This window comes from [Empedobacter] haloabium (assembly GCA_008011715.2).
Taxonomy (GTDB): Bacteria; Pseudomonadota; Gammaproteobacteria; order Burkholderiales; family Burkholderiaceae_D; genus Rugamonas; species Rugamonas haloabia.
The window spans coordinates 4,279,922-4,298,037 of sequence record CP136508.1 but is presented as its reverse complement, the minus strand read 5'-3'; the positions used below and the strand labels follow the sequence as shown (position 1 = coordinate 4,298,037).

Annotated in this window: 15 protein-coding genes and 2 tRNA genes; 11 read left to right on the top strand and 6 right to left on the bottom strand. The window is 68.0% G+C overall.

Features of this window, described 5'->3' with window-relative positions; genetic code table 11:
- Positions 1-6: 6 nt before the first annotated feature.
- Complete coding sequence (locus tag E7V67_018775) at positions 7-471, bottom strand: hypothetical protein (GenBank protein WUR11733.1); 465 nt, start codon at positions 469-471, stop codon at positions 7-9.
- Between the two features lie 200 nt (positions 472-671).
- Between E7V67_018775 and E7V67_018770 the strand changes: the two genes are divergently transcribed.
- The 5 genes from E7V67_018770 to E7V67_018750 all read left to right on the top strand — a co-directional run bounded on the left by E7V67_018770 (position 672) and on the right by E7V67_018750 (position 5,359).
- Positions 672-1,799 carry a histidine kinase gene (locus tag E7V67_018770; protein WUR11732.1) on the top strand — a complete coding sequence of 376 codons (1,128 nt, stop codon included), beginning with the start codon at positions 672-674 and terminating at the stop codon, positions 1,797-1,799.
- A gap of 8 nt (positions 1,800-1,807) precedes the next feature.
- A complete protein-coding gene (locus E7V67_018765; GenBank protein ID WUR11731.1) occupies positions 1,808-2,605 on the top strand; it encodes a LytTR family DNA-binding domain-containing protein in 798 nt (265 codons plus the stop codon).
- A 61-nt stretch (positions 2,606-2,666) separates the two neighbouring features.
- Positions 2,667-2,742: transfer RNA gene (locus tag E7V67_018760), tRNA-Asn, on the top strand.
- A gap of 213 nt (positions 2,743-2,955) precedes the next feature.
- A complete protein-coding gene (locus E7V67_018755) occupies positions 2,956-5,166 on the top strand; it encodes a TonB-dependent receptor (protein WUR11730.1) in 2,211 nt (736 codons plus the stop codon).
- A 117-nt stretch (positions 5,167-5,283) separates the two neighbouring features.
- Positions 5,284-5,359 (top strand) — tRNA-Asn (locus E7V67_018750).
- 45 nt (positions 5,360-5,404) lie between these two features.
- Here E7V67_018750 and E7V67_018745 read toward each other — a convergent pair.
- Together E7V67_018745 and E7V67_018740 are read right to left on the bottom strand one after the other, a co-directional pair.
- Entirely contained in the window at positions 5,405-6,628 is a 1,224-nt protein-coding gene (locus tag E7V67_018745) for an alpha/beta hydrolase (protein ID WUR11729.1), read from the bottom strand.
- A gap of 181 nt (positions 6,629-6,809) precedes the next feature.
- Entirely contained in the window at positions 6,810-7,364 is a 555-nt protein-coding gene (locus tag E7V67_018740; GenBank protein WUR11728.1) for a type 1 glutamine amidotransferase domain-containing protein, read from the bottom strand.
- Positions 7,365-7,453: 89 nt separating this feature from the next.
- Between E7V67_018740 and E7V67_018735 the strand changes: the two genes are divergently transcribed.
- Positions 7,454-8,212 (top strand): alpha/beta hydrolase, encoded by a 759-nt coding sequence (locus E7V67_018735; GenBank protein WUR11727.1) that lies wholly within the window; start codon positions 7,454-7,456, stop codon positions 8,210-8,212.
- Here the strand turns inward: E7V67_018735 and E7V67_018730 are convergent.
- A complete protein-coding gene (locus tag E7V67_018730) occupies positions 8,209-8,925 on the bottom strand; it encodes a hypothetical protein (GenBank protein WUR11726.1) in 717 nt (238 codons plus the stop codon). The genes E7V67_018735 and E7V67_018730 overlap by 4 nt on opposite strands.
- 125 nt (positions 8,926-9,050) lie before the next feature.
- Between E7V67_018730 and E7V67_018725 the strand changes: the two genes are divergently transcribed.
- From E7V67_018725 to E7V67_018705, 5 genes are all read left to right on the top strand, one after another.
- A complete protein-coding gene (locus E7V67_018725; protein ID WUR11725.1) occupies positions 9,051-9,881 on the top strand; it encodes a M15 family metallopeptidase in 831 nt (276 codons plus the stop codon).
- 84 nt (positions 9,882-9,965) lie between these two features.
- The gene (tssM, locus tag E7V67_018720; GenBank protein WUR11724.1) at positions 9,966-13,730 is read left to right on the top strand and encodes a type VI secretion system membrane subunit TssM; all 3,765 of its coding nucleotides are present in this window, start codon (positions 9,966-9,968) and stop codon (positions 13,728-13,730) included.
- On the top strand, positions 13,727-14,692 hold the full coding sequence (gene tagF, locus E7V67_018715; GenBank protein WUR11723.1) for a type VI secretion system-associated protein TagF: 966 nt from the start codon (positions 13,727-13,729) through the stop codon (positions 14,690-14,692). Before tssM ends, tagF begins: the two co-directional genes overlap by 4 nt.
- Before the next feature lie 11 nt (positions 14,693-14,703).
- A complete protein-coding gene (locus tag E7V67_018710; GenBank protein WUR11722.1) occupies positions 14,704-15,486 on the top strand; it encodes an OmpA family protein in 783 nt (260 codons plus the stop codon).
- A gap of 106 nt (positions 15,487-15,592) precedes the next feature.
- On the top strand, positions 15,593-16,540 hold the full coding sequence (locus E7V67_018705) for an IS1595 family transposase (GenBank protein ID WUR11721.1): 948 nt from the start codon (positions 15,593-15,595) through the stop codon (positions 16,538-16,540).
- A 50-nt stretch (positions 16,541-16,590) separates the two neighbouring features.
- On the opposite strand, the gene icmH is transcribed toward E7V67_018705, so the two are convergent.
- Positions 16,591-17,394 carry a type IVB secretion system protein IcmH/DotU gene (icmH, locus tag E7V67_018700; protein ID WUR11720.1) on the bottom strand — a complete coding sequence of 268 codons (804 nt, stop codon included), beginning with the start codon at positions 17,392-17,394 and terminating at the stop codon, positions 16,591-16,593.
- Positions 17,395-17,406: 12 nt separating this feature from the next.
- Complete coding sequence (gene tssJ, locus E7V67_018695; GenBank protein ID WUR11719.1) at positions 17,407-17,991, bottom strand: type VI secretion system lipoprotein TssJ; 585 nt, start codon at positions 17,989-17,991, stop codon at positions 17,407-17,409.
- Positions 17,992-18,116 lie beyond the last annotated feature (125 nt).

The following is an 18,116-nucleotide window of genomic DNA, read 5'->3' as shown; positions in this document are numbered from 1 at the left end:
CTCCTGTCAGGCCTGGATGCCGGCGACGGGCATGACGTCGATGGCCCGGTCGGTGGTGTAGATGGCGGTAACGCTGACGTCACGCGGCACGGTGATTTCCATCAGGCCGATCGTCAGCGCGCTGCCGGCGGCGCCGAACAGCAGCTCGGCGATGCGGCAGCAGTCGTCCAGCGTGGCCGTGTGCGGCGGCAGCTCGATGCTGTCCTCGGCGCGGCTGCTGCCGAAGCCCGGCTCCCGCCCCAGCGGCGCGCCGCCCAGGACCACGGGAATCAGCCGCTTGCGCACGGTGACGGACTCGGACGACTGGTTGTGGATGCTGATCTGGGTGGCGTAGCGGCCGGGGCGCACGGGTGTGCAGCCGCACGCTTCCGGTTGCAAGCCGCAGACGAACTTGACGGAATAGCTGAAGTGCGGGGCAGCGCCGTCCCGGGTCGCGGCGGACTCGGTCTGGACGGATGGGGTAGGGTGCATGGCTGGGCCTCGACAGGGCGGTGACCCGATCGATGATAGGCATCCGCCGCCGCGGTTGACTGCGGCAGATCAAACCCGGGTGGCATTTGCGCGCGCACAACGGTCGCCTCCACCGGTTCGCGCCGCGTGGGGACAGCTCCACGCCTGGGTACGGCCGTTTCGTCGCCGCGGCGTTGCCAGAACGCCGGGGCAAGGCCAGAATGCGTTATCTGTTTATCAGCCACGACGCCATGACCGATTCCGCCATTGCCGCTCCTGCCGCCACGCCACGCCCTTTTCCGTGGCGCCGGCTGGCCCTCGACGCCGCCGCGCTGGCCGTGCTGATCGTCATCTGTGCTTTGATCATTACCTATGCGTTCGGCAACGGCAGCCAGTTCCTGAGGAACCTCGCGATTTCCGCCTGCATCGGCAGCATCGCGTTCAGCATCATCGACGGCGTGCGCCTGTGGGTCTGGCGCGACGAGCGCCGGCCGCACTGGTTGGCCTTCGCGGCGCTGGTCGGCGTGGGCGTGGTGGCCGGGCAGGTTCTGGGCGCACGCCTGGCCGGCCTGCTGCTGGGCATGGAGCTGCGCGAGCTGCATACGCTCGGCACGACGCGCACCAGCGGCATGCTGCTGTTTACGCTGCTGACCACCGGCGGCGCCAGCCTGTACTACACCAGCCGTGACCGGCTGATCCGCGCCCAGGCCGCCGCCGCGCAGGAAAAGGCCCGCGCCGAAGCCATCGAGCGCCAGGCCTTGCAAGCGCAGTTGCAGCTGTTGCAGGCCCAGATCGAGCCGCACATGCTGTTCAATACGCTGGCCAACCTGCAGGGCCTGATCGCGCTCGATCCGGCGCGGGCGCAGCGCATGCTGGACCAGCTGATCCAGTTCCTGCGCGGCACGCTGTCGTCCTCGCGCGCCGAAACCACCACGCTGGCCCAGGAGTTCGCGCTGCAGGAGGCCTACCTGGGCCTGATGGCGGTGCGCATGGGCGAGCGGCTCACGTATTCGTTCGACCTGCCGGAGGCGCTGCGCGGCCAGCGCATCCCGCCCATGCTGCTGCAGCCGCTGGTGGAAAATGCCATCGCACACGGGCTGGAACCGACCATCGCCGGCGGCCACGTGACAGTGGCGGCGCGGCGCGACGGCGACCGGCTGGTGCTGAGCGTGACGGACGACGGCCGCGGCCCGGATGCGGGTCCGGGCAAAGAGGGCACCAACGTGGGGCTGGCCAACACGCGCGAGCGCGTCAAGGCGTTGTTTGGCGCGCGTGCCGACGTGACCCTGGCCGCCAACCCCGGTGGCGGCGCCATCGCCAGCATCGTGCTGCCGATCGACCAACCATGAGTGAACGCATGAACGACAAGACCACGGCGCTGATCGCCGAAGACGAACCGATTTTGGCCGCCACGCTGGCCGCAACGCTAGGCCGCCTGTGGCCCGAACTTGCGATCGTGGCCAGCGTCGGCCACGGCCAGGCCGCGCTGGAGCGCGCGCTGGCATTGCAGCCGGACGTGCTGTTCCTCGACATTAAGATGCCCGGCAAGACTGGGCTGGAGGCGGCCGAGGAACTGGCCGAGCAGTGGCCCGGATCGAAGCCGTTTCCGCAGGTGGTGTTCGTGACGGCCTACGACGACTACGCCGTGCAGGCCTTCGACAACGCGGCGGCCGATTACGTGCTCAAACCCGTCAGCGACGAGCGCCTGGCGCGCACCGTGCGGCGCCTGAAGGAGCGTCTGGGCACGCGGCCGGCGGGTGGTGGCATGGACGCGTTGCTCGAGCAGCTGCGCGCACTGGTGCCGGCGACGGCGCCGGCGGCCCGGCCGGAACGCCTGTCGCTGATCCGCGCCGCCGTCGGCAACCAGGTCAGGATGATTCCGATCGGCGACGTGCTGTATTTCGAGGCGCTGGACAAATACGTCAACGTGGTCACATGCGACGGCGAGGCGCTGATCCGCACCAGCCTGAAGGAACTGCTGGCGCAGCTGGACGAGACGTGCTTCTGGCAGGTGCACCGCGGCACCATCGTCAACTCGGCCGCCGTGCTGGCGGCCCAGCGCGACGAGCTGGGCAAACTGACGCTGCAGCTGCGCGGCCGGCCCGAGAAAGTGCGGGTCAGCCCCCTGTACGCCCACCTGTTCCGGCAAATGTGACAACGAAATGAAAAAAGACTATTGTTGACTGGCCGATCGCCGTATATAATGCGGCCTCTTTTCCCTGATAGCTCAGTCGGTAGAGCGACGGACTGTTAATCCGCAGGTCCCTGGTTCGAGTCCAGGTCGGGGAGCCAGAATTCGAAAGCCGCGTTTGATACGCGGCTTTTTCATATCTGGATCAAAGCCAGCTGCAGCAGTACGGAACACAGCAAGCCAGAATATCGGAGCGTGCGCACCACGAGACATGGGCGACACGGCGCGGCCACAAGCAGCGCGCGGCAGGACCGCACCCGGCACAAGAGCGGAGACGACGTTGTATACCTTTTTCTTTAAACTCAGGAAGGCAAATGATGAAACTCTCCCGGATGCATAAGCGTCTGATCGCTCTGACCGCCGCGATGCCGGCCGTGCTGCCAGCCTTCGCGCAGGAAGTCACGCAAGCGACCACTCAAACAGCCAGCGGCCAGCTCGAAACCGTGACCGTGACGGCCCAGCGCCGCACCGAAAACATCAAGGAAGTGCCGGTCTCGGTCTCCACGCTGCAGAACGAGAAGCTGGACGTGATCCTGTCCGGCGGCCAGGACATCCGTGTCCTGTCGGGCAAGGTGCCGAGCCTGAACATCGAGTCCTCCACGGGCCGCGTGTTCCCGCGCTTCTACATCCGCGGCTACGGCAACGCGGACTTCTCGATCTTCGCCTCGCAGCCCGTCTCGCTGATCTATGACGACGTGGTGCAGGAAAACCCGATCCTGAAGGGCTACCCGATGTTCGACCTGGCCGGCGTGGAAGTGCTGCGCGGCCCGCAGGGCACGCTGTTCGGCCGCAACACCCCGGCCGGCGTCGTCAAGTTCGAGTCGGCCAAGCCGAGCCTGAAGGGCGTGGAAGGCTACGTCAACTACTCGCAGGCCACGCACGGCACCGTCAACGTGGAAGGCGCCGCCAACATCCCGCTGTCGAACGAATGGGCGCTGCGCGTCTCGACCCTGCGCCAGCACCGCGACGACTACGTGACCAATGCGTACACCAACCAGCCCGATTCGCTGGAAGGCTACAACGAGCACGCCGAGCGCGTGCAGGTGCTGTACCAGCCGAACGGCACGTTCAATGCGCTGTTCAACGTGCACCAGCGCACGGCCGCCGGCAGCTCGCGCCTGTTCCGCGCCAATATCATCAAGAAGGGCACCAACAGCCTGGTGGACGGCTTCGACGCCAACAGCATCACCACCAACGGCCAGAACTACCAGAACCTGACGACGCGCGGCGGCAACGTGCGCCTGTCGTGGGACCTGGGCGCCGTCAAGCTGTACTCGATCACCGGCTACGAGACCATCGCCAGCTACAACAGCCGCGGCGACATCGACGGCGGCACGCCAAGCAATGGCCCGGGCTTCATCCCGTTCCAGGTCGAGACGGCCTCCGTGCTGCCGGACCTGAAGCAGTACTCGCAGGAGTTCCGTGTCGAGTCGAAGAAGGCGGGCCCGCTGTCGTGGCAGGCCGGCGTCTACTACTTCGATGAAGACGCGACCGGCGGCAGCGACAACTACAACGTGGCCGGTGCCCGCACCAGCCGCGTCGTCAGCAACCAGCAGAACAAGGCCTGGGCCGCGTTCGGCTCCGTCAACTACGCCATCAACGACAAGTTCACCGTGCGTGGCGGCCTGCGCTACACCAACGACAAGAAGGACTTCGCCACACTGGAAGCCACCAATGTGACCCTGATCGGCCCGTCGTCCGTCAGCACCAGCAAGCACAAGGCGAACTGGGACCTGTCCGGCACGTATGCGCTGAACCAGGACGTGTCGCTGTACGCCCGCGTGGCGACCGGCTTCCGCGCCCCGAGCATCGCGGCGCCGTCGGCTTCCGTGCCGATCACGGTGGCCGATGCCGAGACGATCACGTCGTACGAGGCAGGCCTGAAGGCCGACCTCTTGAACCGCCGCGCGCGCGCCTCGCTGTCGGTGTACGACTACGACGTCAAGAACCAGCAGCTGACCGTCGTCGGCGGCAATTCCAACGTCACGAAGCTGATCAACGCTGCCAAGACCAAGGGCCGCGGCATCGAGGCCGAGATCGAAGGCTTCGTCACGCCGGACTTCAAGCTCGCCGCCAGCACCAGCTACAACTTCACGGAGATCCGCGACCCGTCGCTGTCCGTGAACAAGTGCGCGCAGTGCACGATCACGGACCCGATCAACGCCGCCGGCCGCGTCGTCATCGACGGCAACGCGCTGCCGCAGGCACCGAAGTGGATCGTCAACCTGTCGGCCCGCTACAACTGGGCACTGGAAGACGGCAACCTGTTCGTGCTGACCGACTGGTCGTACCGCAGCAAGGTCAACTTCTTCCTGTACGAGGCAGCCGAATTCACCGGCAAGCCGCTGACGGAAGGCGGCCTGCGCGTGGGCTACAACTGGGCGGGCGGCAAATATGAAGTGGCCGCCTTCGGCCGCAACATCACCAACCAGCAACGCGTGACGGGCGCCATCGACTTCAACAACCTGACGGGCTTCATCAACGAGCCGCGCCAGTGGGGTGTGCAGGTCAAGGGCGCGTTCTAAGCCCGTGTCGGACGGGTCGGACCCGCCGGGTCCGACCCCGGCTTTTCCCGGATGAGCAAAAAAATTTTCGTGCTCACTGGACAGTTAAAAATCGGCTGTATATAATGCGGCCTCTTTTCCCTGATAGCTCAGTCGGTAGAGCGACGGACTGTTAATCCGCAGGTCCCTGGTTCGAGTCCAGGTCGGGGAGCCAGAATACGAAAGCCACGTGTCGATCACGTGGCTTTTTTTATGCGCGCTACTGCAATGCCCAGTAGTTGTCCTTGCGGAAAATCCTTATCCGTTTAGCGGGCGGCGTATTGTGATTGATAAGGCTGTGCATATCGTTCAAGACGGCGATTTCCTGGCTGATGAATGCATGGCCCAGCGCGGTCAGGTTGGTCGAGCTGACATCCACGGTGTCGATATTCTTGACGACAACGACAGGTGGGCGCAAGCCGGCGCGCGTGCGATTCGCCGCGATTCTTCTCGACAAATTCAACGCCTGGTCGCCGTCCGAGACATATAGCGAGACACGGTCGGCGACAGTCGCAAAAATGCCCGCATCCCGGATGAACTTGTCCGTGTCCACATCGGGTGCGGCCAGGATGATCTGGCCGAAGCGCAGCCCGTCCCGGATTGCGCGCTGCATTCTTGGGCGATACATCGCATTAAGGAGGGCGTGATTTCCCATGCTGTGCGCGATCAGGTGTACTTTTGTCGCGCCGGCTTCCGCGGTAGCCTTCACGATGAAGTCGGCGATGCTGTCCTCGCTGATTTCGGCAAGATCCTTGTCCGCCAGGTACTTCATCATGCCCCCTTGCGACGGCCAGCTGAAGAATGCCGTTACAGGCATTTTGAGTTGATAGCCGATGCTTGCGGCTCTCTGCGCCGCTTCGTTGAACGTCGTGTTAAAGCCGTGTAGATAAATGAGCAGTGGTCGTTCGTTTGCTCCCTCCGCCCGCATCGCATTTTTCAGCTGGTCGACGAAAGCCGCAGCGCTGACCTGGACAGGTTTGGTCAGCCGCAGTTTGGCTTCGGCAGTGGGGAACAGCCGGCGCAGGAAGCTCATGCTGGCCCGCTCGGCCATGAAGTCCGCGGGAATCTCCGCATACAGCGTGCCGTAGTGCGAGCGCTGGGCATCACGCTGTTGCGAGTAGCCCACCACTTCGTTCTTGACCAGCACCGGCAAGCGGTTGGTGGCATACCATACCTTGTATAACTTCGCTCTGGGCTCGGACACGGGCGGTACTGCTTCCGGTGGGACGGCGGCAGCAGGCGGTGTCGGTATCGAGACTTGCGGCGGGGCGGTAGCGTGGGTGGGCGGAGAGGATGAGGAAGAGGATATTTCTCCGGACGTCGCTTCATACGTTGCGCAACCGCTGGCGGAAATTGCCAACAACAGACCCATGCACAACAGCCTGACTGTACGTAACCGATCCATAATCGCCTCCCAAGCATTGCAGTTGTCGATGTGATTCAAGCACATCGCCAGCGTATGCTTCCGTGGTCAGGCAGGGCAGTCTCCTGATGGAGGGGGGCAGGAAAACAACAGGTTGAGGCCATATGATATTGCTCGGCAGGTACTTGCCGGCCCGGATGCTTGTCCGGGCGTGCCGATGAGGGGCGACACGAGCAATCCTGCCGCCCTTTTTGCCAAGCGCTTACGCTGGAGTCAGCTGCTCCAGGATCGCCGCATTAAACGCCGGAATATCATCCGGCTTCCGGCTCGTCACCAGCTTGCCATCCACCACCACCTGCTCGTCGCTCCACTGCGCCCCGGCATTGGTCAGGTCCGTACGAAGCGTCGGCCAGCTCGTCACCCGCTTGCCCTTGACGACATCGGCGTCGATCAAGGTCCAGGGACCATGGCAGATCGCCGCGATCGGCTTGTTCTCGCGCGCGAATTCGCGGATGAAGGTGATCGCCTCGGTCGAGAGCCGCAGCTGGTCGGGGTTGGCGACGCCGCCTGGCAGCACCAGCGCGTCGAAGTCGCCGGGGCGGGCGTCGCGCACGTCGCGTTCCACCTTGAACTTGGCGCCGTGGTCCAGGTGATCGAAGCCCTGGATCTCCTCGCCTTGCCCCTTGGGCGACACCAGCGTCACCTGCGCGCCATGCTGCTCCAGAAAGCCGCGCGGGCCGGTGTATTCGACCTGCTCGACGCCGTCCGTCATCAGGATCGCGACCTGCTTGCCTGCCAATGCCTTGTCTTGTGCCATCGTGATTCCTCCTTGCTGAAAATCGGACGCCCAGCATGTCACAATGGCTCGTGCCGCGCTGTGCGCGCACGAACATTCGAAAGGAACGCATGCGATTGAATGACACGGATGAACTGTACGTGGAGACCATCGACGGCGCCGCCGGCCGCCCGGTGCTGGTCTTCCTGCACGAAGGACTGGGCAGCGTGGCGCTGTGGCGCGATTTTCCGCGCCGCGTATGCCAGGCCACGGGCTGCCCGGGCATCGTCTATGACCGGCTGGGGTACGGGCAGTCCACGCCACTGCGGCGCGAGCGCTCGATCCACTACCTGCACGACTACGCGCTGCAGGAACTGCCCGCCGTGCTGGAACGATACCTGGCGGGGCGGCCCCACATCATGGTGGGCCACTCCGATGGCGGCAGCATCGCCCTGATCCACGCGGCCGGCCAGCCGGCGGGGCTGCGCGGCATCGTGACGCTGGCGGCGCACGTTATCGTCGAGGACGTGACGCTCGCGGGTATCCGCTCCGCCCGCGCCGCCTACGACGACGGCAAGCTGCGCGCGCTGGAACGCTACCACGGCGCCAAGACCGACCAGATCTTCCGCGCCTGGGCCGATACCTGGCTGCGGCCCGCGTTCGCCCATTGGGATATCCGCTACCTGCTGCCTTCGGTCGCCTGCCCGGTGCTGGCGCTGCAGGGCAGCGCCGACCAGTATGGCACCGCGGCGCAGCTGGACGCCATCGCCGCCGGCGTGCCGGGTGCGCAGGTGCGGATCCTGGAAGGGCGCGGGCACGCGCCGCACGCGGAAACGCCGGACGTGCTGGTGGGACTGATCGCAGCGTTTTGCGGCGAGGTGCTGGGCTAGTCGCCCGCACACCCCGCATCCAGCTGCCGCCCCGCACAGATCCGCACCCGGCACAGCCGGCCTTCCTCGCCACCCACGCGGCCGCAGCGCTGCAGCAGCGCCGCCGTGCTGTCGGCCAGGTGCGGCTCGACCACGTCGCGGCTGGTCAGCGCGACGCCGTTCTGGTGCGCCACGAGGGCTGTCAGCAGCGAGACGTCATGGTCCGGCGGCGTCACGGCGACCTGCACCCTGGGCACTGGCGTGGGGTGGACCGCTTCGCGCCGCGCCGGCCTGGCCGAAGGGTGGGCCGCCGCGCGCTCGCGGCGTGTCGAAACCGGAACGGGCACCTGGCGCGCGCCGGCCGGCGCTGCCGCCGGTCGCGCCGATGCCACTACCAGGGCCGGCTTCGCTGGCGCCACCGCCGGCGTATCGTTGACGATCAGCGCCGGTTCGTTGTGGACCGGCGGCGCGACCGGTGGCAATGCCGGCCGCGCCACGGGCGCATGCCACACGGGCTTGGGCGCCAGCGTCACGGCCGGTGGCGAATTGCTGCACCACCACCACGCCAGCAGCGCCACCAGCCCCGCGCCCGCGAGCAGCACGTAGCGCGAGGCCCCGCCGTCGCGCTGGCCAGCATCCCGGCCGGCACCCCCGGCCGTCTCCCGGTCCAGGCTTGCCAGGATGCCGTAGCCGCCCACCGCCGCTGTCTCTCTCCCCGTTTTCGACGCATTCATCCTCGCGCACCTCCAAAGCTTGATGTAAGCGGTCCGGCCCGGCCGGCACGCATATTACGATAGGGCAACGTTACCGCTCGCCAGTGTCGCGCGCGTGGCAAGGGCCTACTTTGACGGAGCGCACCATGTTGCTGTTTTCGATGCTGTTGTTGTTTATTGCCACCTGCGTGGGCGGCTGGCTGGCGCTGTTCCCGGACGGCCGCGATGCGCTGGCGGATGCCTTGGCGCGGCTGGCGCGCCAGGCCGGGCAACGCTGGCAAACCGCGCAGCGGCGCGGCCACGGCCATGCCGCCGGCGCGCTGGACGCGGCGCGCGGCGGAGCAGGACGGCTGGCCGCCTTGATGCGCCAGCACCCGCTGCTGGCCGGCGCCGTCCTGCTGTTGGTCCTGCTGCCGCCGCTAGGCGCCTTGCTGGTGGCCAGCCGCCAGCCGCTGCCGGAAGTGGACGAGCGCCAGCGCGCCGTCAACGAGCAGGTGGCGGCGCTGCTGCGTGGCGAGCGCCTGGTGGCGCCGCCGGCGCCGCCGCCGGCCGTCTTCACGACGGCGGAAGTAACGCTGGTGCGGCCGCAACTGGCCGGCGCCAACCGCAACTGGGACCTGCTGGACCAGGACTTCGCCCAGCGCCTGCTGACGGTGTTTCGCGTCATGCGCGAGCAGCATGGTTACGAAATGGTGCTGCTGGAAGGCTACCGCAGTCCGGCGCGGCAGAACGAGCTGGCCGACGCCGGTGGCCACGTCACCAACGCGCGCGCGTTCCAGAGTTATCACCAGTTCGGCCTGGCCGGCGACTGCGCCTTCCTGCGCGACGGCAAGCTCGTCATCTCAGAGCGCGATGCCTGGGCCATGCGCGGCTACCAGCTGTACGGCGAGGTGGCCGAGGCCGCCGGGCTGACCTGGGGCGGCCGGTGGAAGATGATGGATTTCGGCCACACCGAACTGCGCGTGCGGCGGCGTTGAGTTCCCGGGGTTGCGGCTAGTCAATAGAGTTCCTGATGTCCAGTGGCAACATCAAGCGCTCCTGCCTGGACTAAGGAAGCCATCATGCTGCAACGACTCTGGCTGTTTTTGACGGACCACCGCACCCTGTCGATCGTCGGCCTGGCGGCGCTGGCGCTGTTCTTCTGGCTGGGCGCGGAGCTGCTGGAGCTGGCGCTGATCTGGGCCATCGCGGCGACCGCCATCGTGGCGCTGCTGTGGCTCGGCATCTGGTGGTTGCGGCGGCACTTGGCCGGGCGCCGTGCGGCGCAACTGGAAGAGGCGATCGACACGGCTGTGCAGGCCGCCCCCGCGGACGCGGCCACCAAGGCCGACATCGAAGCGCTGCGCGGGCGGCTGCGCGGGGCGATCGCCACCATTCGCACGTCCAAGCTGGGCCTGCGCGCCGGCAAGCGGGCGCTGTACGAGCTGCCCTGGTACATGATCATCGGCAATCCGGCGGCCGGCAAGAGCAGCGCCATCAAGCACTCGGGCCTGCAGTTCCCCATCGGCGACAGCAAGGTGGTGCAGGGGGTCGGGGGCACGCGCAACTGCGACTGGTTCTTCACGACGGAAGGCATCGTGCTGGACACGGCGGGACGCTACGCCGCCGACGACGACTACCGTGCCGAATGGTCCGGTTTCCTCGGCCTGCTGAAGAAATACCGGCCGCGCGCGCCGATCAATGGTGTGATCGTCGCCGTCAGCATCGCCGAGCTGCGCGCCGTCGATGGCGACGCCTGCGTGCGCCTCGCGCGCAGCCTGCGCAAGCGCGTGCAGGACCTGATCGAGCAGCTCGAAGTGTTCGCCCCGGTCTACGTCGTGTTTACCAAGGTCGACCTGGTGGCCGGCTTCGGCGAGTTCTTCGAGCGCTTCGAGCCGGGCGAACGCGAACGGACGTGGGGTGCGACGATGCCGTACCGCCGCCAAGCCGGCACGCAGGACATCTTGAGCTTTTTCGACACGGCGTTCGACGAGCTGCATGAAGGCCTGCAGGAAACCAGCATCGTCAACATGACGCAGCAACGCCGCACGATGGCCCCGGGCGTGTTCACGTTCCCGCTGGAGTTCGCGTCGCTGCGGGTGCCGCTGCGAGCCTTCCTGGCCACGCTGTTCGAGGAGAACCCGTTCCAGTTCAAGCCGCTGTTCCGCGGCTTCTACTTCACCAGCGCGCTGCAGGAAGGCCAGCCGGAATCGGCCCAGTCGCGCCGCGTCGGGCAACGCTTCCATCTCGGCGCCGCGCCGGCCGCCGGCGGGCCGGCGCCGGCCCGGCAGGGCGGCTACTTCCTGCTGGACCTGTTCCGCAAGGTGGTGTTCGCCGACCGCGAGCTGGTCTCGCAGTACGCCAGCCCGGCGCGCACGCGGCTGAAATACGGCGCGTTCGTTGCCGTGGCCGTGCTGCTGGGCGTCGCACTGGGCGGCTGGAGCTGGTCCTACCAGGCCAACCGCCAGCTGGTCGCCACGGTGCGGGAAGACCTGGACAAGGTGATCCGCCTGCAGGACCGCCGCCTCGACCTGCAGGCTCGCCTGCAGGCACTGGAGGTGCTGCAGGACCGCATCGAGCAGCTCGAGCGCTACCGCGACGAACGGCCGTGGGCGCTGGGGCTTGGCCTGTACCAGGGCGGCCTGCTGGAGCGCAAGCTGCGCGAGGAGTATTTCGCCGGCGTGCGCGAGGTCATGGTCAAGCCCGTCGCCGCCAACCTGGAGACGTTGCTGTACGAGATGAACGCCAACGCCGGGCAGCTCGTCACGCCGGCCGCCGCCGCGCAGGCCGCGGCGCCGGCCGCGACGACGGCGCGGGCCTATGCCGACGCGTCGCCCACCAACGTCGAGGATGCGTACAACGCGCTGAAGACCTACCTGATGCTGGCCGATCCGGCGCGCGCCGAGCCGGGCCACCTGAACGACCAACTGACCCGCTTCTGGCGCGGCTGGCTGGAAACCAACCGCGGCGCGATGCCGCGCGAGCAGCTGATCCGCAGTGCCGAACGGCTGATGACGTTCTACCTGGCACAGGTACGCGACCCGTCCTGGCCGCGCATCGAAGAGAAGCTGGCACTGGTCGACACGGCGCGCGAGAACCTGCGCCGCGTGGTGCGCGGCATGCCGGCGCGCGACCGCGTGTATGGCGAGATCAAGGCGCGCGCCGCCACGCGCTTCCCGGCGATGACGGTGCAGCGCATCGTCGGCGAGACCGACGCGGCTCTGGTGCAAGGCAGCCACGCGATCTCCGGCACCTTCACGCGCGAGGCGTGGGAAAAATACGTCGAGGGTGCGATCCGCACGGCGGCCGGCCAGGAACTGCAGAGCACGGACTGGGTGTTGAAGACGTCCAGCCGCGATGACCTGACCCTGGAAGGAAGCCCGGAACAGATCCGCCGCAACCTGACCGGGATGTACATGGCCGAGTACACGCGCGAGTGGCAGAAGTTCGTGCAGGGCATCGCCATCGCCGACATGGGCGGCTTCAACGGCGCCGTGGCGGCGATGAACCGGCTGGGCGACCCGCAGGCATCGCCGATCGCGAAGGTGCTGCGCACGATCCACGAGCAGACGTCGTGGGACCACCCGGGTGCCGGCAACGCCGCCCTGCGGCAGGCGCAGACCGGCTTCGCGGCGTGGTTCAAGTCCACTGTGCTGCGGCGAGCGCCGGCGCCGGTCAACGTCAACCTGGGGCCAGCCGCGCCGCTCGAGGCGGGGCCTGTCGCCCGCGAGTTCGCGGCGGTGGCGCGCATCGTCGGCACCCGCGAGCGCGACGCTTCGCTGCTGCGCTCCTACCTCGACGCGCTGTCGCGCCTGCGCACCCGGCTGAACCAGCTGAAGAACCAGGGCGACCCGGGCCCGGGCGCGCGCCAGTTCATGCAGCAGACACTCGAGGGCAGCGGCTCCGAGCTGGCCGAGGCGTTGCGCTTCGTCGACGAGCAGATGCTGAACGGGATCAGCGACGGCCAGCGCCAGGCCGTGCGGCCGCTGCTGGTGCGGCCGCTGATGCAGACGTTCGCCGTCATCGTCGGGCCGACGGAGAACGAGATCAACAAGACCTGGCTGGCGCAGGTGTACGAGCCGTTCAACCGCTCGCTGGCGCACAAGTATCCGTTCGCGCCGGGCGCGCGCATCGAGGCCACCCAGGCCGAGATCGGCCAGTTCTTCGGGCCAGAAGGGCTGGTGGCGAAATTCGTCACGACGGCGATGGGGCCCCTGGTGGTGCGCCGTGGCGACGTGCTGGCGCCGCGCACCTGGGCCGACATGGGCATCACCCTGCAGCCGCAGGCCGTGCAGCGCTTCCCCGGCTGGATCGCGGCAGCTGGCGCCGGCGGCGCGGTGGCGAACGGGACCAGCCAGACGTTGTTCCAGATCCTGCCGCTTCCGGCGCCGGGCACCGTCGAATACACGGTGGAGATCGATGGCCAGCAACTGCGCTACCGCAACACGCCGCCGCAATGGGCCAGCATGGTCCATCCCGGCACGCAGGGCATGCCGGGGGCGCGCATCAGCGCCGTGGCGTTCGACGGCCGCAACGTCGAGCTGTTCAACGAACCGGGCCAGTTCGGCCTGAAACGCATGATCGACGCGGCCAGCAAGACACGCAAGGAAGGCGGCGTGCACGAGTTGCGCTGGACGGCGGGCGGCATCAGCGTGGCCGTGGACCTGCGCATCACCAGCAGTGCCGGCGCGCCGCCGACGCAGGGCTATGGCGGCATGCGCCTGCCCGAAACCATCGTCGGCGCGCCGCGCGCCGAGCCGGCGCCGCCACCCCAGCCGCCCGTCCCGGCAGCCGCGACCACGGTGGCTGCGGCGCCGGCCACCGTCGTCAACGGAGGTGCCCAATGAACGCAGCCATCGGCTATTTCGGCAAGCTGGCGGCCCGCTCCGATTTCGTCCGCTCCGGCGCACAGCACGCGCTGGGCGCCCTGCTGGACGCATGGGTCGCGGCCACGCTGACGGAGCTGGCCAGCAATGCGCGCTGGAAGCTGCACTACGACGCGTTGCCGCCGCTGCACTTCGCGTTCGTCGGTCCGACCAGCCGGCATGTCGTGGCCGGGCACCTGCTGGCCAGCGGCGACCTGTCGGGCCGGCGCTTTCCGTTCATCGCAATGAGCGCGCTCGAGGTGGCGCAGCCGCACGCCTTCCTGCCCGCCAGCCCGCTGGCGCTGGCCGACGCATGGCGCCAGCTGGGCCGCCTGGCCGCCGGCGTGCACGCGGCCGACGATCCGGCCGGCCCCCTGCAGGCGCTGACGGCGGCCACCGTCGACAGCGCAACGGTACGGGGCGACCATGCCGGCGCGCTGGCCGCGTTCTGCAGCGCGTATGACATCGCCAGCCTGCAGGCGATGCTGGCGGACGACACGCGGCGCCACGACGTGCGCGGCATCGTGCTGGGCATCGGCCTGCTGCTGCAACCGTGCCAGAGCGCCGGTGGGCGCCGGCTCGAGCGCAGCCTGGCCTTGCCGCTGCCACGCGAGGAAGTGCTGCGGCCGGCGGTGGCGGCGTTCTGGCTGGCGCTGGTGGCGCCGTTCCTGCGCCAGCGCGACATCGAACTGGCCCTGTTCATGACAGAGCTGCGCGGCGCCCCGCAGTTCCTGATCGGCTTCGGTGGCGCAACGCCCGGCACGCTGCGCGCCATCATCGATCCGGAATTCGCCGCCGAGCAGCTGATCACGTTCGACGATACGGGATGGGTCGGCGACGCGATCGGCCAGGACCCCGCCATGTCGCGCCTGGCCGCCTGCCTGGCGCAGGATACGCTGTCGCTGCGCGCCTGTGCCGACCTGTTCCACGCCACTTTTTCGTGAAGGAGCCCATCATGCGTTCATTGTCCCCTTGGCTGCCGCTGCTGCTGTCGCTCGCCGCCGCCACCGCCGCGGCGCAGGTGCCCGCGCCCGTCACGCCGCTGCCGGGCCAGGTGCTGGTCAGCGGCACGGTGCCCGACGAAGGCACCAAGGCGATGCTGCTGGCGCGCGTGCGCGAGTTGTATGGCTTCGACCGCGTGGTCGACCAGCTGGCGATCGGCAACGTGGTATTGCCGCCGAACTGGCACGGCCACGTGCAGAAGCTGATCGGGGCCAACTTGAAGCTGGTCTCGAAGGGCCAGTTGCGCGTCGAGGGGACGGACGTCAGCGTGCGCGGCGAGGTGGCCAGCGAGGCGCAGCGCGAGCAGGTCGCCAGTGCCATCGCGACGAGCCTGAATCCGACCTACGTGGTGCGCAATGCGTTGCGCGTGGCCGCCGCCGAACAGGAGATGCTCGATGCGGCGCTGGGCAGGCGCATCATCGAATTCGAGAGCGGCCAGGCCGTGCTCCGTCCCTCCGGCCTGGTCATCCTGGACGAGATGGCGGCCGCGCTGGCGCGCGTGCAGGGCAAGCAGGTCGAGGTGATCGGCCACACGGACAACAAGGGCCTGCGCGAAAGCAACCTGGCATTGAGCCTGGCCCGCGCCGAGGCGGTCCGAGCCTACCTGGCCGGCAAGGGTATCGATGGCGCGATGATCGCCGTCTCGGGGCAGGGGCCCGACCGTCCGGTGGCCGACAACGCCACGGCGGACGGGCGCGCCCGCAACCGCCGCATCGAGTTCCGCGTCGCCGACTAAGGAAGGCGCTGTGCCCTGGTCCCAATGAACTTTCCGACTCAACCACGGTCCTACCTCCAGTTAACTCAACCGGAGAGCAACCATGGACTCGCGGCAATTCCAGGCAATGCAGGCGCAGGTGCGGCAGATGCTGATGCAACTCACCGGCAAACAAGTGGACGAGCTGCGCGAGGCGTTCGACCGCTGTACCTCACTGGCGGAGTGCCTTGCCATCATCGAAGCGCGCGGTCAGCGGACGCGCCGTTGCCCCCATTGCCAGGGCGAACGCCTATACCGCCACGGTGTCTTTTACGGCCTGCAACGCTATCGTTGCCGTGAGTGCGGCAAGAGTTTCAACGCACTGACCGGCACGCCCCTGGCGTTCATCCGCCTGCGCGACAAATGGCTGCCGTTCCTGCAATGCATGTTGAACTCGATGACGGTGCGCGGCGCGGCACAGGCGACCGGCATCCATCGCAACACCAGTTTTCGCTGGCGCCACCGTTTCATGATGATGGCCAAGGATGCGCGGGCCTTGCCGCTGGCCGGCATCGTCGAGGCGGGCGAGACCTACCTCCTCGAGTCGCAAAAGGGCTCGCGCCACCTGACGCGACCGGCGCGGCGGCGGGGCGGCACGGCCAGTCACCGCGGCCCTGGCAAGGACCACGACTGCATCCTGGTCGCGTGTGACCGCAGCGGCAAGGCCAGCGATTTCATCACCGGGCGCGGACCGGTAACGGCCGCACAATTAAAGCAATGCCTGCCGCCGGTCCTGGCACCCGGCGTCCTGCTCGCAACCGACGGGGCGCGTGCCTACCAGGCCTTTGCCAAGGCGACAGGGATCGCGCACCGCGCCGTCAACGTGGCGGCGGGGCAGCGCGTCGTGGACGAGGTCATTCACCTCCAGACCGTCAACAGTTGCCACGGCCGGTTCAAGAACTGGCTCAAGCGTTTCCATGGTGTCGCCAGTAAATACCTGCCCAACTACCTGGGCTGGCGCCATGCGCTCGATGCCGGCTGCGTGGCGACGCCGCAGCAGTTGCTGCGCGTGACGCTGTTTCTCATCGTCATTTGAGCGCGGGTGTATGCCGGAAGGAAAATTCATTAGGACGAGGGCACAGCGCCCTAAGGAAGCGTGAGCACGAAGCTGGCAGGCCGTGGCGCCAGCTTGACGAGGTCCGCATAGCCGGCGATCGCGTCGCGCGTTCCATGGTCCAGCGACGTGCGCAGACCCGTGTAGACGCCGGCGCCCAGCAGCGCGAACACCGCCGACAGCGCCCACAGCGGCACATTGGCGCGCAGCTTGTGCGCCACCTGGTCGGGCCGCTCGGCGCGCGGCGCGAACCCGGCGCGGCGGCCCTTCAGGTGGGCGATCTCGTCGCCCAGCCGCGCGGTCAGGTAGGCCAGCTTGTCGGTGCTGTCCAGTGCGTACTTGCCGTGAAAGCCCAGCAGCAGGCACATGTGGAACACCTGCAGCGCCTGCAGCCGCGGCGCGCCGCTCACGCGCAGCGCCTCCAGCCGGTCGAAGAAGTGCTCGCCCGCCAGCTGGTCGCCGAACAGGATCAGCTGCAGCGGGCGGCGCTGCCACGCCTCCTGCAGCGCGTGGCCGGAGGCCAGCACGAACTCGTCGAGCGCGGCGCAGTAGGCATACTTGGCGGCCTCGATGTCCTCGACCTGCGCGCGCAGCTTGTGGGCCTCGCGCTCGAAGTCGCGCAGGTAGGCCACCACCTGGTCGGAGAACTCGGTGCCGTCCGGCGGCGTGGCGCCGGACTTCAGCAGGAACAGCATGTGGAACCCTTCGTGCAGCAGGTCCAGCAGGGTGTGGCCATGCGCGCCGTCGGGCGCGGCGGTGCGCGTGCCGAACAGGCTCGGTGCGGCGCGGCGTTCGACCCGGGGCCCGGTGCCCGCGACGTCAGGTGCGGTGGTCATGATGGTCTCCTCTCAGATGCAATGCGCTTCGGACAGCGGGCGGGCCAGCTGGCGCTGGCGCGGCGAAGCGCCGGTGCCGGCCGTCATCGCGCAGCCGTGCAGGCCCAGCGTGATGCCGCCCTGTTCGGCGGCGGCGGCGGGGAAGGCGGCACGCCAACGCTGGCCGTCCGGCGCGCGGAACAGTGCCACGACGCCGATGAAACCGGCCTCGCGGCTGACTTTTTCCTGCACTTCGTAGTGCTGGCCCGGAATCAGCAGCACCTCCTTGACGCCGAGCAGGTCGGGGCCGAGCAGCGCGCGTTCCGTCTGCGGATCGGTGAAGCCGGCGTACGGCACGCGCTCGAACGCCTCGGCCTGGCGCAGCATGTAGATACGTGCCACCAGTGCCAGCGGCGGGCCGCCGGCACCCCCGTTCAGGGTGCTGGCGGCGTGCAGGCGGATGCTGACCGTGCGCGGCGGCTTCTGCGCGTCCGGCACCTCGGGCGGGCGCTGCACGCCAGCCATCTGCAGCACGGCGCCGGCCAGCGCGGCGCCGCCGCATGCGCTCAGCGTGCCGGCCGCCAGTGCCAGCAGCGCGCAGCTTGCAATGCGTTTCATGGGCGGTCCTTTCATTCCAGACGACAACAATTTCGGGACGTTCATTTAACCCAAGGCACTCCCGGGCGCCCTTGCGGCGTCACAAACGCCACGAAGCCGCCTGCGCCGCACGTTCCCGCCCTTTG

Coding starts and splice junctions, on each gene's coding strand:
- E7V67_018725 (WUR11725.1), top strand. CDS start 9,051: ATGTTGCTGTTTTCGATGCTGTTGTTGTTTATTGCCACCTGCGTGGGC.
- E7V67_018730 (WUR11726.1), bottom strand. CDS start 8,925: ATGAATGCGTCGAAAACGGGGAGAGAGACAGCGGCGGTGGGCGGCTAC.
- E7V67_018710 (WUR11722.1), top strand. CDS start 14,704: ATGCGTTCATTGTCCCCTTGGCTGCCGCTGCTGCTGTCGCTCGCCGCC.
- E7V67_018755 (WUR11730.1), top strand. CDS start 2,956: ATGATGAAACTCTCCCGGATGCATAAGCGTCTGATCGCTCTGACCGCC.
- E7V67_018765 (WUR11731.1), top strand. CDS start 1,808: ATGAACGACAAGACCACGGCGCTGATCGCCGAAGACGAACCGATTTTG.
- icmH (WUR11720.1), bottom strand. CDS start 17,394: ATGACCACCGCACCTGACGTCGCGGGCACCGGGCCCCGGGTCGAACGC.
- E7V67_018740 (WUR11728.1), bottom strand. CDS start 7,364: ATGGCACAAGACAAGGCATTGGCAGGCAAGCAGGTCGCGATCCTGATG.
- tagF (WUR11723.1), top strand. CDS start 13,727: ATGAACGCAGCCATCGGCTATTTCGGCAAGCTGGCGGCCCGCTCCGAT.
- E7V67_018705 (WUR11721.1), top strand. CDS start 15,593: ATGCAGGCGCAGGTGCGGCAGATGCTGATGCAACTCACCGGCAAACAA.
- E7V67_018775 (WUR11733.1), bottom strand. CDS start 471: ATGCACCCTACCCCATCCGTCCAGACCGAGTCCGCCGCGACCCGGGAC.
- E7V67_018735 (WUR11727.1), top strand. CDS start 7,454: ATGCGATTGAATGACACGGATGAACTGTACGTGGAGACCATCGACGGC.
- tssM (WUR11724.1), top strand. CDS start 9,966: ATGCTGCAACGACTCTGGCTGTTTTTGACGGACCACCGCACCCTGTCG.
- tssJ (WUR11719.1), bottom strand. CDS start 17,991: ATGAAACGCATTGCAAGCTGCGCGCTGCTGGCACTGGCGGCCGGCACG.
- E7V67_018770 (WUR11732.1), top strand. CDS start 672: ATGCGTTATCTGTTTATCAGCCACGACGCCATGACCGATTCCGCCATT.